The following is a 21,040-nucleotide window of genomic DNA, read 5'->3' as shown; positions in this document are numbered from 1 at the left end:
ACTACGCAATCCTTGACCCCGTCGGCGCCGCGAACCTAGATTCGTCACCGATGGATGCCTCTTCACACGGCCGGCTCGCGGTGGTGACCGGCGCCGGATCGGGCATTGGCAAGGCAATAGCGCTGGCGTTCGCCGCGCAGGGTGACCGGGTCGTCGCCGCGGACCTCGACGAGGCGGCCGCCGCCGCGACCGCCGCGGAGCGACCCGAGCTGATCACCGCGTTGCCGGTGGACGTCGCCGACCCGGCCTTGGTCGAGGCGCTGCGGGACCGCACGCACGCCGAGCTGGGCGTGCCGTCCGTCGTCGTCAACGCCGCCGGATGGGACCGCACCGACCAATTCCTTCATGCCACACCGGAATTCGCGAGCAAGGTGGTGGCCATCAACTACCTGGGGCCGGTGCATGTCTGCCGCGCGTTCCTGCCCGGGATGATCGAGGCGCAGGCCGGCGGGCGCATCGTCAACCTGGCCAGCGACGCGGGCCGAGTGGGCAGCGCGGGCGAAACCATCTACGCCGGCGCCAAGGGCGGGGTCATCGCGCTGACCAAATCGCTGGCCCGGGAGATGGCCCGCCACCAGATCACGGTCAATTGCGTATGTCCGGGCCCGACCGATACGCCGCTGTTTCACGCCCAACCCGAGAAGCTGAAAGAGGCTCTGGTCAAAGCGATTCCGTTCCGCCGGCTGGCCCGCCCCGAGGAGGTCGCCGCGCCGGTGCTGTTTTTCGCGTCCGATGCCGCGTCGTTCATCACCGGCCAGGTGATCAGCGTCAGCGGCGGCCTCACTATGGCAGGCTGAATTTTATGACCAGCAAGACACCGCCCGCTTTCAACCGAGACGACCCGCTCGGCCTGGACGCGTCCCTGTCCGACGACGAGCTGGCGGTGCGCGACACGGTCAGGGGGTTCTGCGCCGAGCATGTCCTCCCCCACATCGGCGAGTGGTTCGAGATCGGCGACCTGCCGGCCCGTCAACTGGCCAAGCAATTCGGAGAGCTCGGGCTGCTCGGCATGCACCTGCACGGCTACGGCTGCGGCGGCGCCTCGGCCGTGCATTACGGCCTGGCCTGCACGGAACTCGAAGCCGCCGACTCTGGCATTCGGTCGATGGTTTCGGTGCAGGGTTCGCTGGCGATGTTCGCCATCTGGAACTTCGGGTCCGAGGAACAGAAACAGCAGTGGCTGCCCGGCATGGCCGCGGGCGAACTGCTCGGGTGCTTCGGGCTGACCGAGCCCGACGTCGGCTCCGACCCGGCCGCGATGAAAACCCGGGCGCGCCGCGATGGCTCGGACTGGGTGCTCAACGGCCGCAAGATGTGGATCACCAACGGCTCGGTGGCCGACGTTGCGGTCGTGTGGGCGGACACCGACGACGGGATTCGCGGCTTTATCGTGCCGACCGACACTCCGGGCTTCACCGCCAACACCATTCACCACAAGCTGTCGCTGCGCGCGTCGATCACCAGCGAGCTGGTGCTCGATGATGTGCGGCTGCCGGCCGACGCGCTGCTGCCGGAGGCCACCGGCCTGCGCGGGCCGTTGTCCTGCCTGTCGGAAGCGCGCTACGGAATCATCTGGGGGTCGATGGGCGCCGCACGCTCGGCGTGGCAGGCCGCGCTCGACTACGCGACGCAGCGGACCCAATTCGGCCGTCCCATAGCGGGATTCCAGCTGACCCAGGCGAAACTCGTTGACATGGCTATCGAATTGCACAAGGGCCAGCTGCTCTCGCTGCACCTGGGCCGCCTCAAGGACAGCGGCGGGCTGCGCCCCGAGCAGGTAAGCTTCGGCAAGCTGAACAACACCCGTGAGGCGATCAAGATCTGCCGGACGGCTCGAACGATATTGGGCGGCAACGGGATATCGCTGGAGTACCCGGTCATCCGGCACATGGTCAACCTGGAATCGGTGCTGACGTACGAGGGCACACCCGAGATGCATCAGCTCGTGCTGGGTCAGGCGTTCACCGGCAGCGACGCCTTCCGCTGACGAAACTAGGAGCTAGCCATGGGATTTATCGCGCATCGGGTTGCAGTGGGCATCGCCGCGGGTGGCCTGGCCTTGGCCGCCGCGACAACCTCAGCGCACGCCGATCCCGTCACGCTGCCGCCGATGGCGTCGACCGGCAGCGGACCCACCATCGGAGTCACCGGACCCTCCTCGCAGATGTCGCAGCAACTCAAAAGCCTCAACGACGCAGGAGTTCAAGAGGTCGACGGCTCCGATGCGGCTCAATTCATCGCGGCCGCAGCCAATGTCACCAACCGCGACCTGGCGGGCCCCTTCATGGCGTTGCAGCGCGCATTGAGCTGTCAGCAGAACAACGCGGGCTTCGGGGCCCGCGCCTACCGCCGCAACGACGGGCAGTGGGGCGGCGCCATGCTGGTCATCGCCAAAAGCGCGTATCCGGACACCGCGGCAATGAAAGCTTGCGAGATGTCCAACTGGCGCAGGCCTTCGGCGGGCAGCACCACGTCGATGTGCAACAACGGCTGGACCTATCCCCCGCAGACCTTCAACAACAAGGGCGGCGACTACGTAGTGCTGCTGGCCGGCACGAAATCCGACTTCTGCGACGCGCTCAACGCGAACTACCGGAACAACACCGCCTCCGGGTGGCCGTGATCTCAGCGCGCTCGACCGACCTGATAGCTGCCCGCGTCGTCGGTGAGCGTGACAACGAAGACGCGTTTCACGCGGTCGATGGTCGCCTCACAGGTGAAGGTGTTTCCCCGGGCGATCGTCGGATTTTGACCGTCGTTGCATTTGACGTCGCTGACGTTGCGTGCGCCGTAGCCCGCCGGATCGGACAAGACGTGCGCGACGCCGGCCTGCACCGCGGCGATGTCGAGTCGTCTGGCGGCCAATACGCCGTACACCAGCGCCACAATCAGGGCCGCGACGACGACGGCCGCCAACAAACCTGCGAGCAGCCACCGATGGTCTTTGCGGGGCGCGAAAGCCGCTGTGCCTGGCCCGTATTGGAGCCACGGCGGGGCCACGGTTCGAGTCATCGGTAGCCGCCGAATTCGGCCAGCGCCATCGCCTCATCGTCGGGATAGTTCTCGACCGTCATCGCTCCCCCTCCCGGCGCGGGCGCGCCTGCTACGACTTTAGCGAACGCCATCTTATGATGCAACGGTTAATTTGTTGCGCCAGCCCGCAGCGGGCGCGGCGGGAAACATGTAGCATCCCGAGTGATGCCCGAGATACCGGAGGAACCCGACCAGCCGACCGGCGTCCTGCACCCCGACACCGACGCGGAACAGTGGTGGCACGACGAGATCGATCCCGGCGTGCTGCGCGCCGGGCGCGCGGTCGCCGACCGCCGCCAAGAATTGGAGCTGACCCAGCGCAGCCTGGCCCGGGACAAGATCATCAACGCCGGCACGCTGATCGCCTTCGAAAAGGGGCGCAGCTGGCCGCGTCGCCAGACGCAAGCCAAGCTGGAACAGGCCCTCGGCTGGTCGCCGGGCACCATCATGCGCATCCGCAACGATGCCAGATCCGCCCCGGCAGCCGCACCGCGCGACGAGGCCACCGAGGTGCTCACCGACACCATCGGGGCGCCATTGCTGGCCGACACCGTCGAACTGGCGATGCATACCCTGACCGCGGCCATCGCAGAACTGCCCGACGCGTCCGATCCCGCGTTCACTGCGAAAGCCACCGCGGTCCTCGCCGATCTGCGCAAACTCGAGAGGCTGGCGGCCACCGCGGCGCGCAACTCCAGGGGCACCCCGTCGGTCGTCCTCGCCCTGAGCGGCGTGCGCCGCAGCTACAACGACCTGATGATGCGCGCCGCCCGAGCGCCGGCGGCGACCCTCGGACAGCGGCTCTACGGGGCGCGCCACCGGGCCGAACTGAGCCTGGAAGAAGCCGCCAACGCGGTCGGTCTGCCGCCGACGGTCCTGGAAGACGCCGAGGCCGAGCGTGCCATCGCGCCCGACGCGGTGGCGGCCGTCGAGTCCCTGATCGCGCAGCTGACCGCCGGCTGACCTGGGATCACGCCGACTGCGCTACGCCGGCCGCGATCTTGGTGATGACCTGACCGGCCTGGTCGGTGGTGTCGGACCCGCACCACAGGGTGTCGATGACGACGTTGTTGGCCAGCCCCACGGCGCGCTCGCAGGCAACGTCGCCGTCGGCGCTGGACTGCATGAGCCTGAGCGTGTTCCGACTCGACACCAGCTCGCCGAACGCCCAGGTGACGGGCTCGCGGTGGGGTCGCTGGACCGTGAGCGGCCGATTGGCGCACGCCGACCACCGCGATGCGGCCTGGCTGAAGAATTGCCGGGCCGAATCGGCATCGCGGAATCCGACCACGGCCTGCAGCAGGGCGTGCCGGAACGGGGTGGTCGAAGACGACGTGTCGTCGAGCAGCTGTCCCTGCACCGCCGTCCAGCTGCTGCCCTGATAGGCGGCGGCTTGGATCGGCGAATAGGCGTCCAGGCAGTTGCGATTCGAAACCGTCGCCTCGCTGTGTGACATCTCGGTGACCGGCAAACGCACGGTCATGGCGGTGCTGTGCGCGATGGCGTTGACGTCGGCGGCGCTGAGCAGCAGGTCGCCCAGCCGCTCGGACAGCACCGGCGCGGGCTGCCAGTGCCCCAGGTCCGGGGCGGCCGCCGGTCGCCCGGTGGCGGTGACGGAACAGCCGGTCAGTGCCAGGCACAAACCGAGCGCAAAGGTGCCGATCCTCGTCCAAGTCATGCGTCGCACGCTAGCAACAAACTCATCGCATCGCAACAGTAAAGTCGTTGCGCTAAGCCGCTTCGCTGTGTTTTGATTCGTAGCAGCCACTCGAAAGGACTAGAGCGATGACGATCCACCCGAACCCGCTATCCAGGGGCAACGCCGACGAGACGACCCAGGTGCTGCCGCGGCGAGCCGCTGCCCCGGCGATGCGGCCACCCATGCCGCCACCGCCGGCGATGCCGGGTTGGCCGGGGCCGGTATATCCGCCGCTTCGGCCGCAATCGCGCGGCGGCGGTGCGCGCACCTGGGCGCTGATCGGCACCGCCGCTGTGATCGCGGCGATCATCGTGTGCGTCGGGATCGGCGTGAGCCTTACCGGCGCGAGCCGACCGGACGCCACACCGGCGCGCTCGTCCGCGACGCCGGTCCGGCCCGCTCAAACAGCACCGGCGCCGACCGTGCCGTTGAGTGACCTGCCCGGGCTGCTGCTGGACGCGGGCACGGTCAACGACATCGAAGGCGCGACCGACATTCGGCTTGTGCCCGATCTTCGGCCCGGCTCACCGTGGGGCGAATTGTCCACCGACAGAACCGAATGCGTAGGCATCGCGCATCCCGCGTTGCTCGACGCGCTGCGCGGGACCGGTTATGTCGGTGTGCAGACCCAGTCCCTGCGCGATGATCACCACATCGTCGCCCAGGGGGTCATCAACTACCCCAGCGCTGCGGCGGCCGGCGCCTTCGCGGCCACCCAGGCCGAGAACTGGACTAAATGCAACGGCAAAATGATCACACTCACCACGCCCGCCGACGGGTCGAGCACCTTCATGGTCGGCACCGTCGCCAACCACGACGGCATGCTCACCGTGCTGTTCACCCAGGAAGGCGGCGACGGGTGGGGCTGCCAGCGGGCCCTCACCACTCGCAACAATGTCGTCATCGACACGCGCAGCTGCGGCTTGGCGCGCACCGATCAGGCCACCACCGAGGCCGCGCGGATTGCCGACCGCGTTTCGGCCCATTAACGGCCGGGTAGCATCAGCTACCAGTCTCGACATGCCCAGGGGGGCGGAAAGAGGACGTGCCGTGGCCCATCGCAGCGCAGCCCTCCGGGTGTCGGCGCCGGCGGCAGTGATCGCGGTGACCGCTGTGATTGCGGCGCTTGCCGGATGCAGTTCGGTGGTGACCGGCAGCGCGGTGAAGTCCGGCGCCCCTGCCGCCCCGACGGCCAACGTGGCGCTGCTGGACCCCGGGAACTATCCGCGCCGGCCCCGCGCCGCGCTGGGCAACGTGCCCAACGAGGCCGCGGGGCGGCGCGTGGAAGCGCAGCGAATGGCCGGCATGGTGACCGGACCCTGGGAAGTCGACCACACGCTGGTCTCCGCGCAATCGGACGTCGCCCCCACCACCGCGCTGCCCGACATCGGATCGCTTTCCGTGCTGGTCTTCGGCACGTCCCTGTCCGATGCTGCGAGTGCCCACCACTACGTGACCGGGTTCGTCAGCGGACGCGGCACGGTCGGCGGCGAGAAACCCATGGTCCTTGCCAACGCGGTGTTACGGTTCCCCAGCAACCAAGACGCCGCGGCGGCCGCCCCGGCGATGGCCGCGGCCAATTTGACCATCCCCCGCCAGGGTAATGTCGCGGCCACCCGACTCGGAATCCCGCGCTACCCAACGACTTTGGCCAACGTCGCCGCAGTGTCCGGGGGATTTGAGGCCGAGGCGTTCACCGCGCACGGACCCTACGTGCTCTATCAATACGCGGGCTCCAAGGACAGCGCGGCCGTCGTCGCCGACCTGATCGCCAAAACCCTTGACCTGCAAGGCCCCTCGGCGGACCACTTCCAGCCGACGCCGGTCGAGCGGTTGGCCGCGCTGCCCGCAGACCCCACCGGGTTGCTCGCGCGTACCGTGCCCACCACCAACCCGGGCGTCAACCAGGATGCCGTCTACGAGCCGCGCGGCGCACTGAATTTTCGTCCCGACCCGCTGGCCAGCCAAACCATGTACACCGATGCCGGCATCCAACATGTCGCCGCCGATCGCACCACCGTGTACGAGGCGGTGGATCCGACCGGCGCGTTGCGCGCCGTCGACGGACTGGTCCGCATGGACGTGCCCTACTTGGGCTACCAAACAGCGCCCGGCATCAGCGGACTGCCCTCCGCGCGCTGCTTTGACCGCGGACCCGGCAAGCCCGATAGCGCCTCCGATTTGGCTCAGGTGCGCTACATGTGTGTCGCCACCGCCGACCGCTACGCGTTCAAAGCCACCGCCAGCCAGGAACTCGACGTGCACCAAGTCATCGCCGCCCAATACCTCATGCTGACCACCTCATGATCGTGCGAATCGCAGCGGCCGTGGCGACGGTCGCGGCGCTGACCGTGGGATGCAGCTCCGGGATCGAGGGAACCGCCGTCAAGGCACCCGGGGGCGGCACCTGGGACGGCGTCGATCCGGCCGCGCTCGACGTCGGCAACTACCCCACCACGCCACGCCCGGCCCTGGGGGTGGCCGGTGACCCCGTGCAGGGCGGCTGGGCCGAGGCGCGCCGGCTGGCCACCAACGTCGTAGGCCCGTGGGAAGTCGATCCCGCGCTGACCCACTTTGCGCAGAACGCCACCGGCGTGGTGAAAGACTCCGACGGGGTCAACGCGCTGCTCGGGGCCCCGATGGGTGACGGCCTGGCCGGTCACAAGTTCGTCGCCGGGTTCTCCAGTTCTCGCTCCACCGACACGGGCAGCTACAAGGATCTGCTCAACGTCGTGTTGGAGACCGACACCCCCGCCGACGCCACCGCCGCCGTCGCGGACATGGCGGCCAAAGCCGCGGTCCTGACGATGCCATACGCCGAAAACCCGATCCCCACCCAACATTTCACGATCCCCCGCTACCCGGGCACAGCCGCGGTCACCTACCGGTGGACCTCGCACTACCCGACCGTAGGCGACCGGTACTCGGTGACCGCCCTGACCGCGCATGGTCAATACATCCTGGCCCAGACGGCCACCTCGGCCGAAAACCCCGACAGCGCAGCCAAATTGATTGCCACCGCGCTGGATCTGCAGCAGCCGCTGGTGGACAGCTTCAAACCCACGCCGTTCGACAAGTTGGCTCAGCTGCCCCTCGACCCCGATGGGTTGTTGGCCCGTACCCTGCCGCCACGGTCCGAGAACGAGACGATCAACGACGGCATCTACGACCAGCACGGAGCGCTGCACTTGGAAACCGACAACCCCTTGCACCGGCAGGCGCTGTTCAAATCCGCTGGCGTTCAACAAGTCGCCGACTTCGTCGAACTTCGCGTCTATCAAACCCCCGATCCCGGATCGGCCGCGCGCATCGTGGCGGACATGACCGACCCGCACCGCGTGGCCGGCGTCACCGGGATGCCCAAGGCGAAGTGTTTCACCGAAACCCTGGCCTTCTGGTGTGTGGCCGCCGCGGATCGCTATGCGTACTTCATTCAGAATGAACAAGAAGCGGCCCTGCACCAAATGATGGCCGCCCAATACCGCATGCTCACCGGGAAATGAACCGCCAATGCCACTAGCTGTCGGAACCATCGTGGCCGGCTACCGCATCGAAGGCGTGCTCGGCTCCGGCGGGATGGGCACCGTCTACCTGGCCCGCCACCCCACCCTGCCGCGTAACGACGCGCTGAAAATCCTGTCCGCCGAGCTATCGCTCGACCAGCAGTTCCGCGCCCGGTTCACCCGGGAGGCGGACTTGGCGGCCACGCTCAACCATCCCAACATCGTCACCGTGTTCAACCGCGGCGAAACCGAAGGCGGCCACCTGTGGATCGCGATGGAATATGTCGAGGGCACCGCCGCCAACGACATCGCCCGCGCCAACCTCACGCCGGGCCGCATCGTGCGCATCATCACCGACGTCGCCAAAGCACTCGACTACGCCCACTCCCGGCGCATCCTGCATCGAGACATCAAACCGGGCAACTTCCTGTTGTCCGCGCCGGGCACCGAACACGAACGAGTGTTGTTGGCCGACTTCGGCATTGCGCGTGCGCTCGATGATGCCTCCGCACTGACAGCGACGGGAACGCTGGTCGGCACCGCCGCCTATGCCGCGCCCGAGGCGATCGAGGGTGCCACGGTCGACCACCGAACCGACATCTACGCCTTGGGCTGCGCGCTGTTTCGGCTTCTGACCGGACGCACCCCCTACGGCGAAAACCAGGAATTGCCGGCAATGTTGATGGGGCATCTGATCGGTCCCATCCCACGCGCGACCGAAGTCGCCCCCGGCGTACCGCCCGCCATCGACGGAGTCATCGCTCAAGCGCTGGCCAAAAACCCCGACCACCGCTTCCCCACCGCCGGCGCGCTGGCCGCCGCCACCGCCGCCGCCTTCTCCGGCCAGCCCCAAAACCACACGGCCACAAGCGCTGTGGGCCCGGACCCCAGATCGCGCACCAATCCGACGCTGTCCTACCCGCCCACGCCGCCCCCGCCGCCCGTCGCCGCTCCACCGTGGCAAGCTCAGCCAGCGCCGCCCGCGCCCCCGCGGCGGCGGCGTGCCCGCGGTCGGCTGATCCTCGGCGCGGCATGTGTTTTGGTCGCGCTGGCGGTGGCGGCGGTCGTGGCCGTCCGGCTGATCAGTCACCCCGGCGGCGGTCTGGCGCCGTATCATCCACAAACGCTGAACGGCAAGTTCGGCGCGGTCAATCTGCAGCACCGGCCGCTGGCCATCGCCGCACTCGGACCGGGCGATGCCGATGCGGTGCTGTCGCTGGGCGTGCAGCCCGTCATCATGACCCAGGCGCACGCCAAAGTGCCGAGTTGGCTTGCGCCGCTGGTGCATTCCTCGAGCCCCGTCCTGGCCGACGTCGACCCCACCGCGGTCGCGGCCGCCAAACCCGACCTCATCATCGACACCGGCGACATCGACCAACCCACCTACAACCAGCTCAGCGGCATCGCCCCCACCCTCACCCAATCCGCCGACAGCTCCCAGGTCTGGACCTGGCAGACGCAGCTGAGCTGGATCGCCAACGCGCTCGGCCGCGCCGACACCGCCAAATCACTGCTGAACGATGCGACGTCGCAACAGAACAAGATCCGATCCGAGCACCCGGCGTTTTCCGGCAAGTCCATCGTCGCCGTCAACTACACGGGCACCTCGACCACCGCGGCCGCACACGAATCCCCACCCACCGACTATCTCGACGGCATCGGCTTCGCCTACAGCGCGCATTACAAACGGGGCCCCGCCGATCCGCCCGACGCCCCGTTCGACATCGACAAGTTCGAGGTCGCCGGCCAAGGCACCGACGTGCTGCTGCTGCTGCGCACCGACCCGGCCGCCGGCGGCGGCGGATACGCCGGCCTGCCCGCCAAGTACAGCGGGTACGGCGGAATCCTGGTCATCGTCGATGATCCGGCCACCATCGCCGCGCTCGACACCGGCGGCCCGGCGGCCACCACCTACCTCAACACCGCGCTGGTCAATAAACTCAGCAACCAGATCCATTGACAAACGGATGAAAAAGGGGAGTGGCATGTCCCGACATCGCGTCGTCATCATCGGAAGCGGGTTCGGCGGCCTGAACGCCGCCAGGGCGCTCAAACGCGCCGATGTGGACGTCACCCTGATCTCCAAGACGACCACGCATCTGTTTCAGCCGCTGCTCTATCAGGTCGCGACGGGAATCCTGTCCGAGGGCGACATCGCCCCGACCACCCGGCTGATCCTGCGCAAGCAGAAGAACGTCCGGGTGTTGTGGGGCGAGGTCGAAGCGATCGACCTGCAGGCGCGGACGGTCACATCGCACCTGATGGGCATGGAAACGGTGACACCCTACGACAGCCTGATCGTGGCCGCCGGCGCCCAGCAGTCCTACTTCGGCAACGACGACTACGCCGCCTTCGCACCCGGCATGAAGAGCATCGACGACGCCCTGGAACTGCGGGCCCGAATCCTCGGCGCGTTCGAGGCGGCCGAGGTGGCCACCGACCCGGCCGAGCGGCAACGTCGCCTGACGTTCGTGGTCGTCGGCGCCGGGCCGACGGGCGTCGAAGTGGCCGGGCAGATCGTGGAACTCGCCGAACGCACGCTGGCGGGCGCGTTTCGGACCATCAAACCCAGCGACTGCCGGGTGATCCTGCTCGACGCGGCGCCCGCGGTGTTGCCCCCGATGGGCGAGAAGCTCGGCCTCATTGCGCAGCGTCGGCTGGAGAAGCTGGATGTGGAGGTCCAACTCAACGCCATGGTGTCCGCGGTCGACTACGAGGGCATCACGATCAAGGAAAAGGACGGTGGCGAGCGCAGGATCGGTTGCGCGTGCAAGGTGTGGGCGGCCGGCGTGGCGGCCAGCCCGCTGGGCAAGATGATCGCCGAGCAGTCCGACGGAACCGAAACCGACCGCGCCGGAAGGGTAATCGTGGAGCCCGACCTCACGGTGAAGGGACACCCGCACGTCTTCGTCATCGGCGATCTGATGTCCGTGCCGGGCGTGCCCGGCATGGCGCAGGGCGCAATCCAGGGCGCGCACTACGCCACCACCCAGATCAAGCACGCGATCAAGGGGCACGACGACCCGGCCACCCGCAAGCCGTTCAAGTACCTCGACAAGGGCAGCATGGCGACCATCTCGCGGTACAGCGCCGTCGCGCAGGTCGGCAAGCTCGAGTTCGGCGGCTTCTTCGCCTGGTTGGCGTGGCTGCTCCTGCACCTGTACTACCTGGTCGGCTTCCGCAACCGCGTCGCCGCCATGTTCTCTTGGGGCATCTCGTTTTTGGGCCGCACACGCGGCCAGATGGCCATCACCAGCCAGATGATGTACGCCCGCCCGGTGGTGGATTGGGTGGAGAAGCAGGCGCAGGAGGGAACGCTGGCGGCGGCCGAACGCATCGAAGCGGCCGAGAAGGCGGCGGGTTAGCGCAGAGTCAGCTCAGGGCCTGGTCGATGTCGGCGATCAGGTCGTCGGTGCCCTCCAGCCCGACCGAGATGCGCACCAGGCCGTCGCCGAGGCCGATCGCTGCCCGACCCTCCGGGCCCATCGCGCGGTGAGTTGTGGTGGCCGGGTGGGTGATTAGCGATTTGGCGTCGCCGAGGTTGTTGGAGATGTCGATCAGCCGCAGCTTGTTCAGAACCTCGAAGGCTCGTTCCTTGGCGGCGCCTTCCGCCGTATCGAGTTCGAAGGTGATCACCGTCCCGCCGCCCGACATTTGACGCTTGGCCAGGTCGAACTGCGGGTGCGACGGCAGGAACGGGTAGCGCACCCAACGCACCGCCGGATGGGTTTCGAGGAACTCCGCGATCCGGTGCGCCGAGGAATTGCAGTGCTCGACCCGAACCGCAAGCGTCTCAAGGCCTTTCAGTAGCACCCAGGCGTTGAACGCGCTCATCGCCGGGCCGGTGTGGCGCATCAGCTTTTGCACCGGACCGTCGATGTACTCCTTGTCGCCGAGGATGGCACCGCCGAGGACCCGGCCCTGGCCGTCGATGTGTTTGGTGCCCGAATACACCACCACGTCGACCCCGAGCGGAAAGCCCTGCTGCAGCAGCGGTGTGGCAAACACGTTGTCCAGCACCACCTTTGCGCCCGCGGCATGGGACAGCTCGGTGACGGCGGCGATGTCCACCAGCGACTGCATCGGGTTCGACGGCGTCTCGAAGAACACCGCCTGCGTCGGCTTCGACAATGCCTGCTCCCACTGCGCGAGATCGTCGCCGTCGACGAAGACGGTCTCCACGCCCCACCGCGGCAGGATCTCGTTGCACACCACGAAACACGACCCGAACAGGCTGCGCGCAGCGACCAACCGGTCACCGGCGCCCAGCAACGCGCCCAGCGAGGTGAACACCGCGGCCATGCCGCTGGCGGTGGCGAAGGCCGCGGGCGCCCCCTCGATCAGCCGCAGCCGCTCCTCGAACATCGTCACGGTGGGGTTGCCGTAGCGCGAGTAGACGAAGTGGTCCAGCTCGCCGGTGAACGACTGCTCCGCGACTTCCGCCGACGGGTACACGTAGCCGGACGTCAGGAACATCGCCTCGGCGGTCTCGTCGAACCCGGATCGCAACAATCCACCGCGCACGCCGATGGTGGCCTGGCTGACGCCGTCGGGCAGGGCCTTGGGCGTGCGAACCGACTCGGTCATCCCTGCTGCTACCCCTGTTTCCAAGGAAGCCCGACCGCCCGCCAACCGCTGTCACCGCGGTGGCCGTGGGCATCGAGCTGGCCTTCGAAACCGTCCAGCACGTTGTACGACGGGGTGATGCCCGCCTCGGTCGCCACCTCGGCGGCGCCGATGGACCGGTTGCCCGAGCGACACAGGAACACCACCGGCCGCTCCCCCTGGGCCGTCGGGACCTGGTCCTGCAGCTCGGTCAGAAAGTTCTCGTTGCGCCTGCCGTCAGACGAATTCCACTCGATGAAGACCACCTCACGGCCCAGGCTAGACAGATCCGGCACGCCCACGAACCGCCATTCGGCGTCGGTGCGCACGTCCACCAGGACCGCGTCCGGGTTATCACTGAGCAGCTTCCATGCCTCGAGCGGCGTGATATCTCCTGCGTAGCTCATCCGCGTTCGACCTCGTCCTTCGTCAGCATTGTGAGCCACAATATCTCTGCCCAAACCACACCACGAATCCGGTGACGCGCTGGGAGGCCGGACTGCGATGGCCGTTCCGGGTGGTCAGCTTTCTGACGAGCACCCGGCTTTAGGCGCCGAGTTCATGTTCGATCTGGGCCCAATAGCGCACACCGCCGGGGCTGAGCAGGATCCAGTCATGGAATCCCCCGTTGGCCAGCACGAAGCTCATCGGTGCCGATTCGGTCACGGCTTTTTCCGCGAGTGCAAGCGCGTCGGGTGCGGCCGGATCGATGGAGCCCGCGTAGACATACGTCGGCGGGATCCCGTCCAGCGAGCCGTACAACGGACTTACCAGCGGGTCGTTGAGGGCAAGGTTGCCGGCCCAGCGGGGGAAGATGTCGAAATACTTGCTGGTCCCAGGAGCCGGCAGGAAAGGATCGTGCACCAGCCCGAGGCTGGGATTGGTGAGTGTCAGGTCCACCGCTGGAGACAGCAGAACCAGTGCCGCCGGTACGGTTTCGTTGTGTGCCACCAGGTATTCGACGGCCGCCAAGCCGATGTTGGCGCCCGCCGAGTCACCGAGCACGCTGACGTGGGGGGCACCGTGCGCAGCGATCTCTGCGGAAAGGAAGCCGGCGATCTGGGGTACCACAGCGCCGGCGGTGCCTCCTTGCTGTAGCAATGGGTAGATCGGCACTTCGAAGGTCGCGCCGGTTTGGTAGGCCATCACCGAGTAGTCGAGCCAGCTGAAGATCGCGGGCTGCCAGACGAACGCGCCACCGTGCAGGGCGACCACGTAGTTGCCGTCGGGATGGGCCGGGGTGATCTGCACCACGCTCATCCCGTCATAGGTGGTGTACTGGACCGTCTCCCCCAGCAGCGCCGTCAATAGCTTCGGCGGGGAGGTGCTGAAGAGCGGCCTCAGGGCGTTGCCGGCAAACAGCCGGTCGGCGAGCGAATTCGGGTTCCCCATCTGGTCGTAGATTCCGGATAGGGTCAGGACATTCCTAACCTGGCGCATCGCACCGGTTTCGATTCTGAGGGTCAGCGACGGTTTGCCGCTGAATGTCGGATGCTGCGTGGCGGGAACCGGTGAAATGGCTGCTGACCCGAAGATTGCGGTCTTGAGCGTGTCTATCGCCTGGGCCTCGGCGCCGGCATATGCCTGCGCACTCGCGTGCAATGACCGCACCAACTGGTCGTGAAACGCCGACGCACGAGCGCTGACGGCCTGAAAGCCCTGGGCGTGTTCGGAAAACAGCCGCGCAATGGCCGCCGATACCTCGTCGGCTGCGGCGCTCAGCACCTTGGTGGTCGAGGCGGCGGCGGCCGCGTTTGCCTCGCCGAGCGACGAGCCGATGCCCGCCAGATCCGTCGCCGCCGACGCCAGCATCTGCGGTGCCGTGATCACATAGGACATGTCTTTCACCCACTAACTCGCCAGGCCGACGTGCACAATTCAGCGTCACGTGAATCGATGTGGCGGTCTGCAGTAGCCGCCTACTGAAAATTGGGGCGGCCTGAGCGCCGGCATAGTTCACTGCCTAGCCGGTCTGGGCGATATCACCTGCGTCTTCCCACCAGCGGTGACAACATAATGCCGTGGAGCGACAGTGGGCTGGCCGCGTTCGATGACGGCGGCAGCCCTGGTCTGCGGGTCGTGCGGCGCTGAGCTGCCGCCGAACTCGAAGTTCTGCAACGAGTGTGGTGCCGCACTGATGCCGGCCGCGAAGCCGGCCGAGTACAAACAGGTGACGGTGCTGTTCGCCGATATCGTCCGCTCGATGGACATCGCGGGCGCCGTGGACATCGAGCGATTGCGCGAAATCATGACCGCGGTGGTGGAACGGTCGGCGGCGGTGGTGCGCCGCTATGGTGGCGGGACCGTGGAGTACACCGGCGACGGCGTGATGGCGATCTTCGGCGCCCCGGTTGCGTTGGAAGATCACGCTTTTCGGGGATGCCTTGCCGCCCTGGCCATCCAGGAGGAGGCCCGCCGGCTGGCGACCGAGGTGCAGCGCCGCGACGGCGTGACTGTGCGGTTGCGGGTGGGCCTGAATTCGGGTCGGGTGATTGCCGGTTCGACGACGCGGGGGTACACGGCGACCGGGGAACCGGTCGGTTTTGCGCAGCGAATCGAATCGGCGGCCCCGCCGGGCGGGGTGATGCTGTCGGAGTCGACCGCGCGACTGGTTGAGCACACCGTGCTGCTGGACGCGCCGGAGTGGGTGCACATCAAGGGCGCCGACAAACCGGTGCGCGCACACCGACTGTTGGCGATCGCCCCGCGGGATGCGCTGGCCGCGCGCTCCGAGGCGAGCCTAGTCGGCCGGCGGTGGGAGATGGCCGTTCTCGACGCCATGGTGGACCGCGCGATCGGTAGCCACGGCGGTGTGGTGACTGTGGTCGGACCGCCGGGCATCGGCAAGAGTCGGACGGCTCGCGAGACGGCGGGCTGCGCGGCGGGTCGCAACGTCGAAGTGTTTTGGACGTTCTGCGAAGCGCACGCCAGTGACATTCCCTTCCGCGTGGTGGCCCACCTCCTGCGCGTGCGGACCGGCATAGCCGACCTCGACGGTGAAGCCGCCCGTGCCCGGGTGCGGAAACAATTCCCGGATGCCGATCCTCAGGATTTGCTGTTGCTCGACGATCTAGTCGGCATTGCCGACCCCGACGTGCCTCCGCCCCAGATCGAGCCGGATGCGCGGCGGCGCCGGCTGATCGCGCTGATCAACACCGCAGCCCTGGCGACAGCCGAACCGTCGCTGTTCATCGTCGAAGACGCCCAGTGGATCGATGCGGTCAGCGAATCGATGCTGGCCGACTTTCTCTCAGTCATCCCGCAAACCCGGTCGATGGTGCTGATCACCGCACGTCCCGAGTATGCGGGCGTATTGACGCGGGTGCCCGGCGCACAGACGATTTCGCTTGCGCCACTGGGCGATTCGGACACCGAGGCACTGATCGGTGAGCTGCTGGGGCCGGATCGGTCAGTCACCGAGCTGGCGGCGACCCTCGCCGAGCGGGCCGCCGGGAACCCTTTCTTTGCCGAGGAGATGGTGCGCGAGCTGGCCCAGCGCGGGGTGCTGGCCGGCGAGCACGGCAACTACGTCCGTGCGGCGAATACCGCCGAAGTCACCGTGCCGCCGACCGTGCAGGCAACCATCGAGGCGCGCATCGACCGCCTGAACACCCCGGCCAAAAGGACCCTGCACGCCGCCGCGGTGATAGGGGTTCGGTTCGAGGCGGACCTGCTGGCCGCGCTGGGCATCGATGCGGTGCTCGATGAGCTGCTGGGCGCGGAGCTAGTTGACCAGGTCCGGTTCACTCCGAGCGCCGAGTACGCCTTCCGGCATCCGCTGATCCGCGCCGTGGCCTACGAGTCGCAGCTCAAATCGGATCGGGCGCAGTGGCACCGACGCCTGGCCGCGGCCATCCAGGAGCGCGAGCCGGGCTCGGTGGAGGAGAACGCGGCGTTGATCGCCGATCATTTGCAGGCCGCCGACGAGGTGCACGCCGCGTATGAGTGGCATATGCGCGCCGGCGCCTGGTCGACCAACCGCGATCTTGAGGCGGCCCGTGGCAGCTGGGAGCGGGCCCGGCGCATCGCCGACGCACTACCCCCCGACGATCCGCACCGCTTGCCGATGCGCATCGCCCCCCGAACCATGCTGTGCGCCACCGACTCCCAAGAGGGAGTCGGGGAAAGCCGGAGCCGCTTCGCCGAGCTGCGCGAATTGTGCAGCGCGGCGGGGGACAAGGTCTCGCTGGCGATCGGCATGACCGGACCGCTAGCCGAACTCCTCTACGCGGAGCGTGCGCGTGAGGCCTCGCGGCTGGCATCCGAACAAATGGCGCTGCTCGAGTCGATCGGCGATCCCACGTTGACCATCGGGTCGGCGCACGCTGCGTTCGCCACCTGGGCGGACGCCGGCGACTTCGACGAGATCCTGCAGTGGTCGCAGACCGTCATCGACTTGGCCGCCGGTGACGCCGCCAAGGGCGCCGGCTTCGGATTCGGATCACCCCTGGCTGTCGCGTTGGCGTGGCGCAGCACCGCCCGGTGGTGGCTGGGCCGTCCCGGGTGGCGCCAAGACCTCCACGACGCCGTCGCGATGGGCAGACGCAGCAATCACGCGACCACGTTCGGCGGCGTCCTCATCTGGAGCTACGGCTACGCGATTCACTTCGGGGCGGTTCGGGCCGACGACTCCGCGGTGCGCGCGAGCGAGGCGGCGTTGCAGACCGCCGAGAGAACCGGCAACGACCTCGCTGTGAGCATGGCGAAGTACACGCTGGGTGTAGCGCTGCTGAGTCGGGACACCGCGGCCGAGCGCCACCGCGGCATGGAGCTGATGATGCAGGCCCGCGCTATCTGGGTGCACAAGCAGATTGCACTGCAGATGCTTCCGGTTACCGATTTGTGGGCGGCGCGGGAAGGTGCCGCGGGCGACCGCGATGCTGCCATTGCGGTGATGCGCCAAGCCGTGGACGGGATGTACGAGGATGGACGGCTCGGGTGGGGCGTCTGGGGCACCGGCATTCTTCTGCAGACCCTGCTGGATCGTGGGGCCGACGGTGACCTGACCGAAGCCGAAGCGGTGATTGAACGATTGGCGGTCGCGTCGGCGGCAGATGGCCGGGCGATGCCAGATATCTGGCTGCTGCGGCTGCGCGCACTGTTAGCGCGGGCTCGCGGCGACGACGCGGCTTACACGAACTTTCGGGATCTATACCGCGACGCGGCGAAATCGCTTGGCTTCGAAGGGCATATCGCGTGGGCCGGGGCGCTGCCTTAACGCACGGTCTTCAGTCGGCTCGCGACTTGTCGGGCACGGTCGCGCGCGGTCGCGACGTCCGGCGCGGTCGCCACTGCGACGGACCCCAGGACATCGCTTTCCGGCACGGCCAGCGCGGCGGCCAACGCGTCGGCGCCCGCCGCGCCGGTATCGGGACCCAAAACCCGGGCGGCCCCCGGCGACACCATCAGCGTGTCCACCGGAAGGCCCAGCACCGCGCGGGCCTGCAGTTCGTACACCGAGAGCCGCTGGCTGCGTAACGTCACCCAGGCGCTGGGGCACGGGCCCGCGGCGACGTCGGCGAAGTACACCTCGTCGCCGTTGACCATCAACTCGACGCTGAACACGCCGCGGCCGCCGAGCGCCTTGACGATGCGCGCGGCGACCGACTTGGCGGCGTCGGTCGCGGCCGGGCTGAGCCGCTGCGGCTGCCAGGACTCGGCCCCGTCGTGACCGATCGGCGTGCAGAACTCGACCGTGGGCCCATCGGTGCGCACGGCGAGCAGGCTGACCTCGACTTCGATGTCGACTTGCGTCTCGACCAGGATCCGCCGCGGCGCGGTGCCCACCGCACGGCGCCAGGCCGGCTCGATATCGTCAGGACCCGCAACACGCTGCGCCGCCCCCGCCGTCGGTTTGAGCAACAACGGGAACCCGGCCTGGCCGGCGACGTCTGTGAGCTCGCCCACCGAGCCGACGAACCAAAACGGGGCGGTGGGCAGCCCCAGCTCCTCGGCGGCCAACCGGCGCAACGCTTCCCGGTCGGCGGTGAGCCGCACGCTGCGGGCACTGGGCACCAGTTCGGCGGTGCCCGTCTCGAGGACCTGCATGACGTCATCCGAGACAAGATCGGTGACCGTCACGAAATCGGGCTCCAGCCTTGCCAATTCGGCCGGCACGGCGTCCTCATCGACGGCGATCACCTCCGCGCCGAGGCGCCGCAGGGCGACCGTCAGCTCCCGGCCGGGCTCACCCGAACCCAGCAGCAGCACCCGGGGACCGGTGGGCTCGCTCAAGGCTGGCCAGGCAGCAATCGCACCATCAGGCCGTTGCCCTCGGCCAACACGGTCTCTTCGGCATCAAGCAATTCCGCCGACACGAACGCCTTGCGGCCCTCGGTCTTGGTAACCCGACCGCGCAGCAGCAGCGGCGCCTCGATCGGGGTGATCTTGCGGTAGTCGACGTGCAGGAAGGCCGTGCGGCTGATCGGCCTGCCGGACGCGTGCGAAACCATGCCGAACATGTGGTCAAACAGCAGCGGCAGCACACCGCCGTGCACGGCCATGTTGCCGCCGACGTGAAACCGGGTGAAATGTCCGGTCATTTCGCAGCCGTCGGGACCGTATTTGGTCAGGATCCACGGCGGCAGCAGCAGGCTGCCCATGCCGGGCAGACCGGGAGTCCGGCCGGCTGGTGCCGTGCCCTCGGCGGCCCGGAACGGGTCCATCAGCGCGACGAGGGCCTCAGCGCGATCGGCCGCGTCGTCCCACACCGCGTCATCGGGGTTGGCGGACACGGCCAGATCCTGCAAACGACGCATCGCCGCGACGAAACGTCCGAAACCCGGGCCGGGGTTGGCCGGCCCGTACTCCGGAAAGCCGCCGTGGTGGTGGTATTCGGGATCGAGTTCTTCGGGATCCTGCTCGGAATGCTGCCTGGTGTCCGTCACGCGCGGGCCGCCAGCACGTCGCGGCGCACGATGGTCTGATCCCGCCCCGGGCCGACGCCGATGCACGAAATATGTGCTCCGGCAAGCTCTTCCAGCCGCAACACGTAGTCACGCGCCTTGGCGGGCAGATCGTCGAACTGCCGCGCGTCCGAGATGTCCTCCCACCAGCCGGGCAGCTCTTCATAGACCGGAGTGGCGCGGTGCAGTTCGCTTTGCGTCATCGGCATTTCGCGGGTGCGCTTCCCGTCGATTTCATAGCCGACGCAGATCGGCACCGTTTCCAGGCTGGAGAGCACGTCGAGTTTGGTGAGGAAGAAGTCGGTGATGCCGTTGACCCGGGTGGCGTAGCGGGCGATGACGGCGTCAAACCAGCCACAGCGGCGGCGACGTCCGGTGGTGACGCCGAATTCGCCGCCGGTCTTGGACAGGTATTCGCCGTTCTCGTCGAACAGTTCGGTGGGAAACGGGCCCGAGCCCACCCGGGTGGTGTAGGCCTTGAGGATTCCCAGCACGGCGGTGATCCGGGTGGGCCCGATGCCGGAGCCGACCGCCGCACCGCCGGCCGTCGGGTTCGACGACGTGACGTAGGGGTAGGTGCCGTGGTCGACGTCGAGCAGGGTGCCCTGCGAGCCTTCCAGTAACACCGTCTCGCCGGCCTCCAGCGCGTTGTTGAGCAGCAGCCGCGTGTCGGCGATGCGATGCCGGAAGCCTTCGGCCTGTTCGAGCAGCGCCTCGACCACGTGCTCGGGGTCCAGCGCCTTGCGGTTGTAGATCTTGACCAGGATCTGGTTCTTCAGTTCCAGCGCGCCCTCGATCTTGTGGCTGAGCACCTCGGGATCGAGCACGTCGGCGACCCGGATGCCCTGGCGGGCGATCTTGTCCTGGTAGCACGGACCGATCCCGCGGCCGGTGGTGCCGATCTTCTTGTTGCCCATATAGCGCTCGGTGACCTTGTCGATGGCGACGTGGTAGGGCAGCAGCAGGTGCGCGTCGGCGGAGATCAGCAGCTTGGACGTGTCGACGCCGCGCTCCTCAAGACTCTTCAGCTCGTCGAGCAGCACCGCCGGGTCGACCACCACGCCGTTGCCGATGACGTTGGTGACGCCGGGCGTGAGGACCCCGGACGGAATCAGGTGCAGCGCGAAGTTCTCGCCGGTGGGCAGGACGACGGTGTGCCCGGCGTTGTTGCCGCCCTGGTAGCGGACCACCCATTGCACGCGCCCACCGAGCAGGTCAGTGGCCTTACCCTTGCCCTCGTCGCCCCATTGGGCGCCGATGAGGACGATTGCCGGCATGACATGCTCCCTGCTTAG

The 21,040-nt window shown here is 67.9% G+C and carries 18 protein-coding genes; 10 read left to right on the top strand and 8 right to left on the bottom strand.

Translation table 11 applies throughout. From position 1 onward, the window contains the following. Positions 1 to 50 precede the first annotated feature (50 nt). The 3 genes from G6N66_RS01260 to G6N66_RS01250 are packed head-to-tail and all read left to right on the top strand — an operon-like array spanning position 51 to position 2,623. Positions 51 to 797, top strand: a complete 747-nt coding sequence (locus G6N66_RS01260; RefSeq protein WP_085235174.1) for an SDR family NAD(P)-dependent oxidoreductase — start codon at positions 51 to 53, stop codon at positions 795 to 797. A 5-nt stretch (positions 798 to 802) separates the two neighbouring features. Further along, positions 803 to 1,987 carry an acyl-CoA dehydrogenase gene (locus G6N66_RS01255; RefSeq protein WP_085235175.1) on the top strand — a complete coding sequence of 395 codons (1,185 nt, stop codon included), beginning with the start codon at positions 803 to 805 and terminating at the stop codon, positions 1,985 to 1,987. An 18-nt stretch (positions 1,988 to 2,005) separates the two neighbouring features. Then, entirely contained in the window at positions 2,006 to 2,623 is a 618-nt protein-coding gene (locus tag G6N66_RS01250) for a hypothetical protein (protein WP_085235176.1), read from the top strand. 2 nt (positions 2,624 to 2,625) lie between these two features. On the opposite strand, the gene G6N66_RS01245 is transcribed toward G6N66_RS01250, so the two are convergent. Then, entirely contained in the window at positions 2,626 to 3,012 is a 387-nt protein-coding gene (locus G6N66_RS01245; RefSeq protein ID WP_085235177.1) for a DUF4333 domain-containing protein, read from the bottom strand. 186 nt (positions 3,013 to 3,198) lie between these two features. On the opposite strand from G6N66_RS01245, the gene G6N66_RS01240 reads away from it, so the two are divergent. Next, the gene (locus G6N66_RS01240) at positions 3,199 to 3,996 is read left to right on the top strand and encodes a helix-turn-helix domain-containing protein (protein ID WP_232079176.1); all 798 of its coding nucleotides are present in this window, start codon (positions 3,199 to 3,201) and stop codon (positions 3,994 to 3,996) included. A 7-nt stretch (positions 3,997 to 4,003) separates the two neighbouring features. Here the strand turns inward: G6N66_RS01240 and G6N66_RS01235 are convergent, their stop codons facing one another. Further along, positions 4,004 to 4,711, bottom strand: a complete 708-nt coding sequence (locus G6N66_RS01235; RefSeq protein WP_085235178.1) for a sensor domain-containing protein — start codon at positions 4,709 to 4,711, stop codon at positions 4,004 to 4,006. A 107-nt stretch (positions 4,712 to 4,818) separates the two neighbouring features. Here G6N66_RS01235 and G6N66_RS01230 point away from each other — a divergent pair, with 107 nt between their 5' ends. The 5 genes from G6N66_RS01230 (at position 4,819) to G6N66_RS01210 (ending at position 11,600) form a co-directional block, all read left to right on the top strand. Further along, positions 4,819 to 5,721: a sensor domain-containing protein gene (locus tag G6N66_RS01230; RefSeq protein ID WP_085235179.1), complete on the top strand. Its 903-nt coding sequence runs from the start codon at positions 4,819 to 4,821 to the stop codon at positions 5,719 to 5,721. A 115-nt stretch (positions 5,722 to 5,836) separates the two neighbouring features. Further along, positions 5,837 to 7,039, top strand: coding sequence for a DUF7373 family lipoprotein (locus tag G6N66_RS01225; protein WP_232079175.1), 1,203 nt, complete (start codon positions 5,837 to 5,839; stop codon positions 7,037 to 7,039). After that, positions 7,036 to 8,235, top strand: coding sequence for a DUF7373 family lipoprotein (locus G6N66_RS01220; RefSeq protein WP_085235180.1), 1,200 nt, complete (start codon positions 7,036 to 7,038; stop codon positions 8,233 to 8,235). The genes G6N66_RS01225 and G6N66_RS01220 overlap by 4 nt, the downstream gene beginning before the upstream one ends. Positions 8,236 to 8,242: 7 nt before the next feature. Further along, positions 8,243 to 10,195: a serine/threonine-protein kinase gene (locus G6N66_RS01215; RefSeq protein WP_163645758.1), complete on the top strand. Its 1,953-nt coding sequence runs from the start codon at positions 8,243 to 8,245 to the stop codon at positions 10,193 to 10,195. 25 nt (positions 10,196 to 10,220) lie between these two features. Then, on the top strand, positions 10,221 to 11,600 hold the full coding sequence (locus G6N66_RS01210) for an NAD(P)/FAD-dependent oxidoreductase (protein WP_085236329.1): 1,380 nt from the start codon (positions 10,221 to 10,223) through the stop codon (positions 11,598 to 11,600). Between the two features lie 7 nt (positions 11,601 to 11,607). Here G6N66_RS01210 and G6N66_RS01205 read toward each other — a convergent pair whose 3' ends face one another. The 3 genes from G6N66_RS01205 to lipY form a co-directional block, all read right to left on the bottom strand. Next, entirely contained in the window at positions 11,608 to 12,822 is a 1,215-nt protein-coding gene (locus tag G6N66_RS01205) for an O-succinylhomoserine sulfhydrylase (RefSeq protein ID WP_085236328.1), read from the bottom strand. An 8-nt stretch (positions 12,823 to 12,830) separates the two neighbouring features. Next, complete coding sequence (locus G6N66_RS01200; protein ID WP_085236326.1) at positions 12,831 to 13,247, bottom strand: rhodanese-like domain-containing protein; 417 nt, start codon at positions 13,245 to 13,247, stop codon at positions 12,831 to 12,833. 139 nt (positions 13,248 to 13,386) lie between these two features. Further along, complete coding sequence (lipY, locus tag G6N66_RS01195) at positions 13,387 to 14,679, bottom strand: triacylglycerol lipase LipY (protein WP_085236325.1); 1,293 nt, start codon at positions 14,677 to 14,679, stop codon at positions 13,387 to 13,389. A 211-nt stretch (positions 14,680 to 14,890) separates the two neighbouring features. On the opposite strand from lipY, the gene G6N66_RS01190 reads away from it, so the two are divergent. Next, on the top strand, positions 14,891 to 18,058 hold the full coding sequence (locus G6N66_RS01190; protein ID WP_085236552.1) for an AAA family ATPase: 3,168 nt from the start codon (positions 14,891 to 14,893) through the stop codon (positions 18,056 to 18,058). Here the strand turns inward: G6N66_RS01190 and G6N66_RS01185 are convergent. The 3 genes from G6N66_RS01185 to G6N66_RS01175 are packed head-to-tail and all read right to left on the bottom strand — an operon-like array spanning position 18,055 to position 21,022. Further along, positions 18,055 to 19,074, bottom strand: a complete 1,020-nt coding sequence (locus G6N66_RS01185; protein WP_232079174.1) for an ATP-grasp domain-containing protein — start codon at positions 19,072 to 19,074, stop codon at positions 18,055 to 18,057. The two genes, G6N66_RS01190 and G6N66_RS01185, sit on opposite strands and share 4 nt — an antisense overlap. Then, a complete protein-coding gene (locus G6N66_RS01180) occupies positions 19,071 to 19,727 on the bottom strand; it encodes a PaaI family thioesterase (RefSeq protein ID WP_085236323.1) in 657 nt (218 codons plus the stop codon). Before G6N66_RS01180 ends, G6N66_RS01185 begins: the two co-directional genes overlap by 4 nt. Next, complete coding sequence (locus G6N66_RS01175) at positions 19,724 to 21,022, bottom strand: adenylosuccinate synthase (RefSeq protein WP_085236321.1); 1,299 nt, start codon at positions 21,020 to 21,022, stop codon at positions 19,724 to 19,726. The genes G6N66_RS01180 and G6N66_RS01175 overlap by 4 nt, the downstream gene beginning before the upstream one ends. Positions 21,023 to 21,040: the final 18 nt, after the last annotated feature.

It is taken from the genome of Mycobacterium conspicuum (genome assembly GCF_010730195.1).
Taxonomy (GTDB): Bacteria; Actinomycetota; Actinomycetes; order Mycobacteriales; family Mycobacteriaceae; genus Mycobacterium; species Mycobacterium conspicuum.
This window is presented reverse-complemented; position numbering and strand designations above follow the sequence as displayed.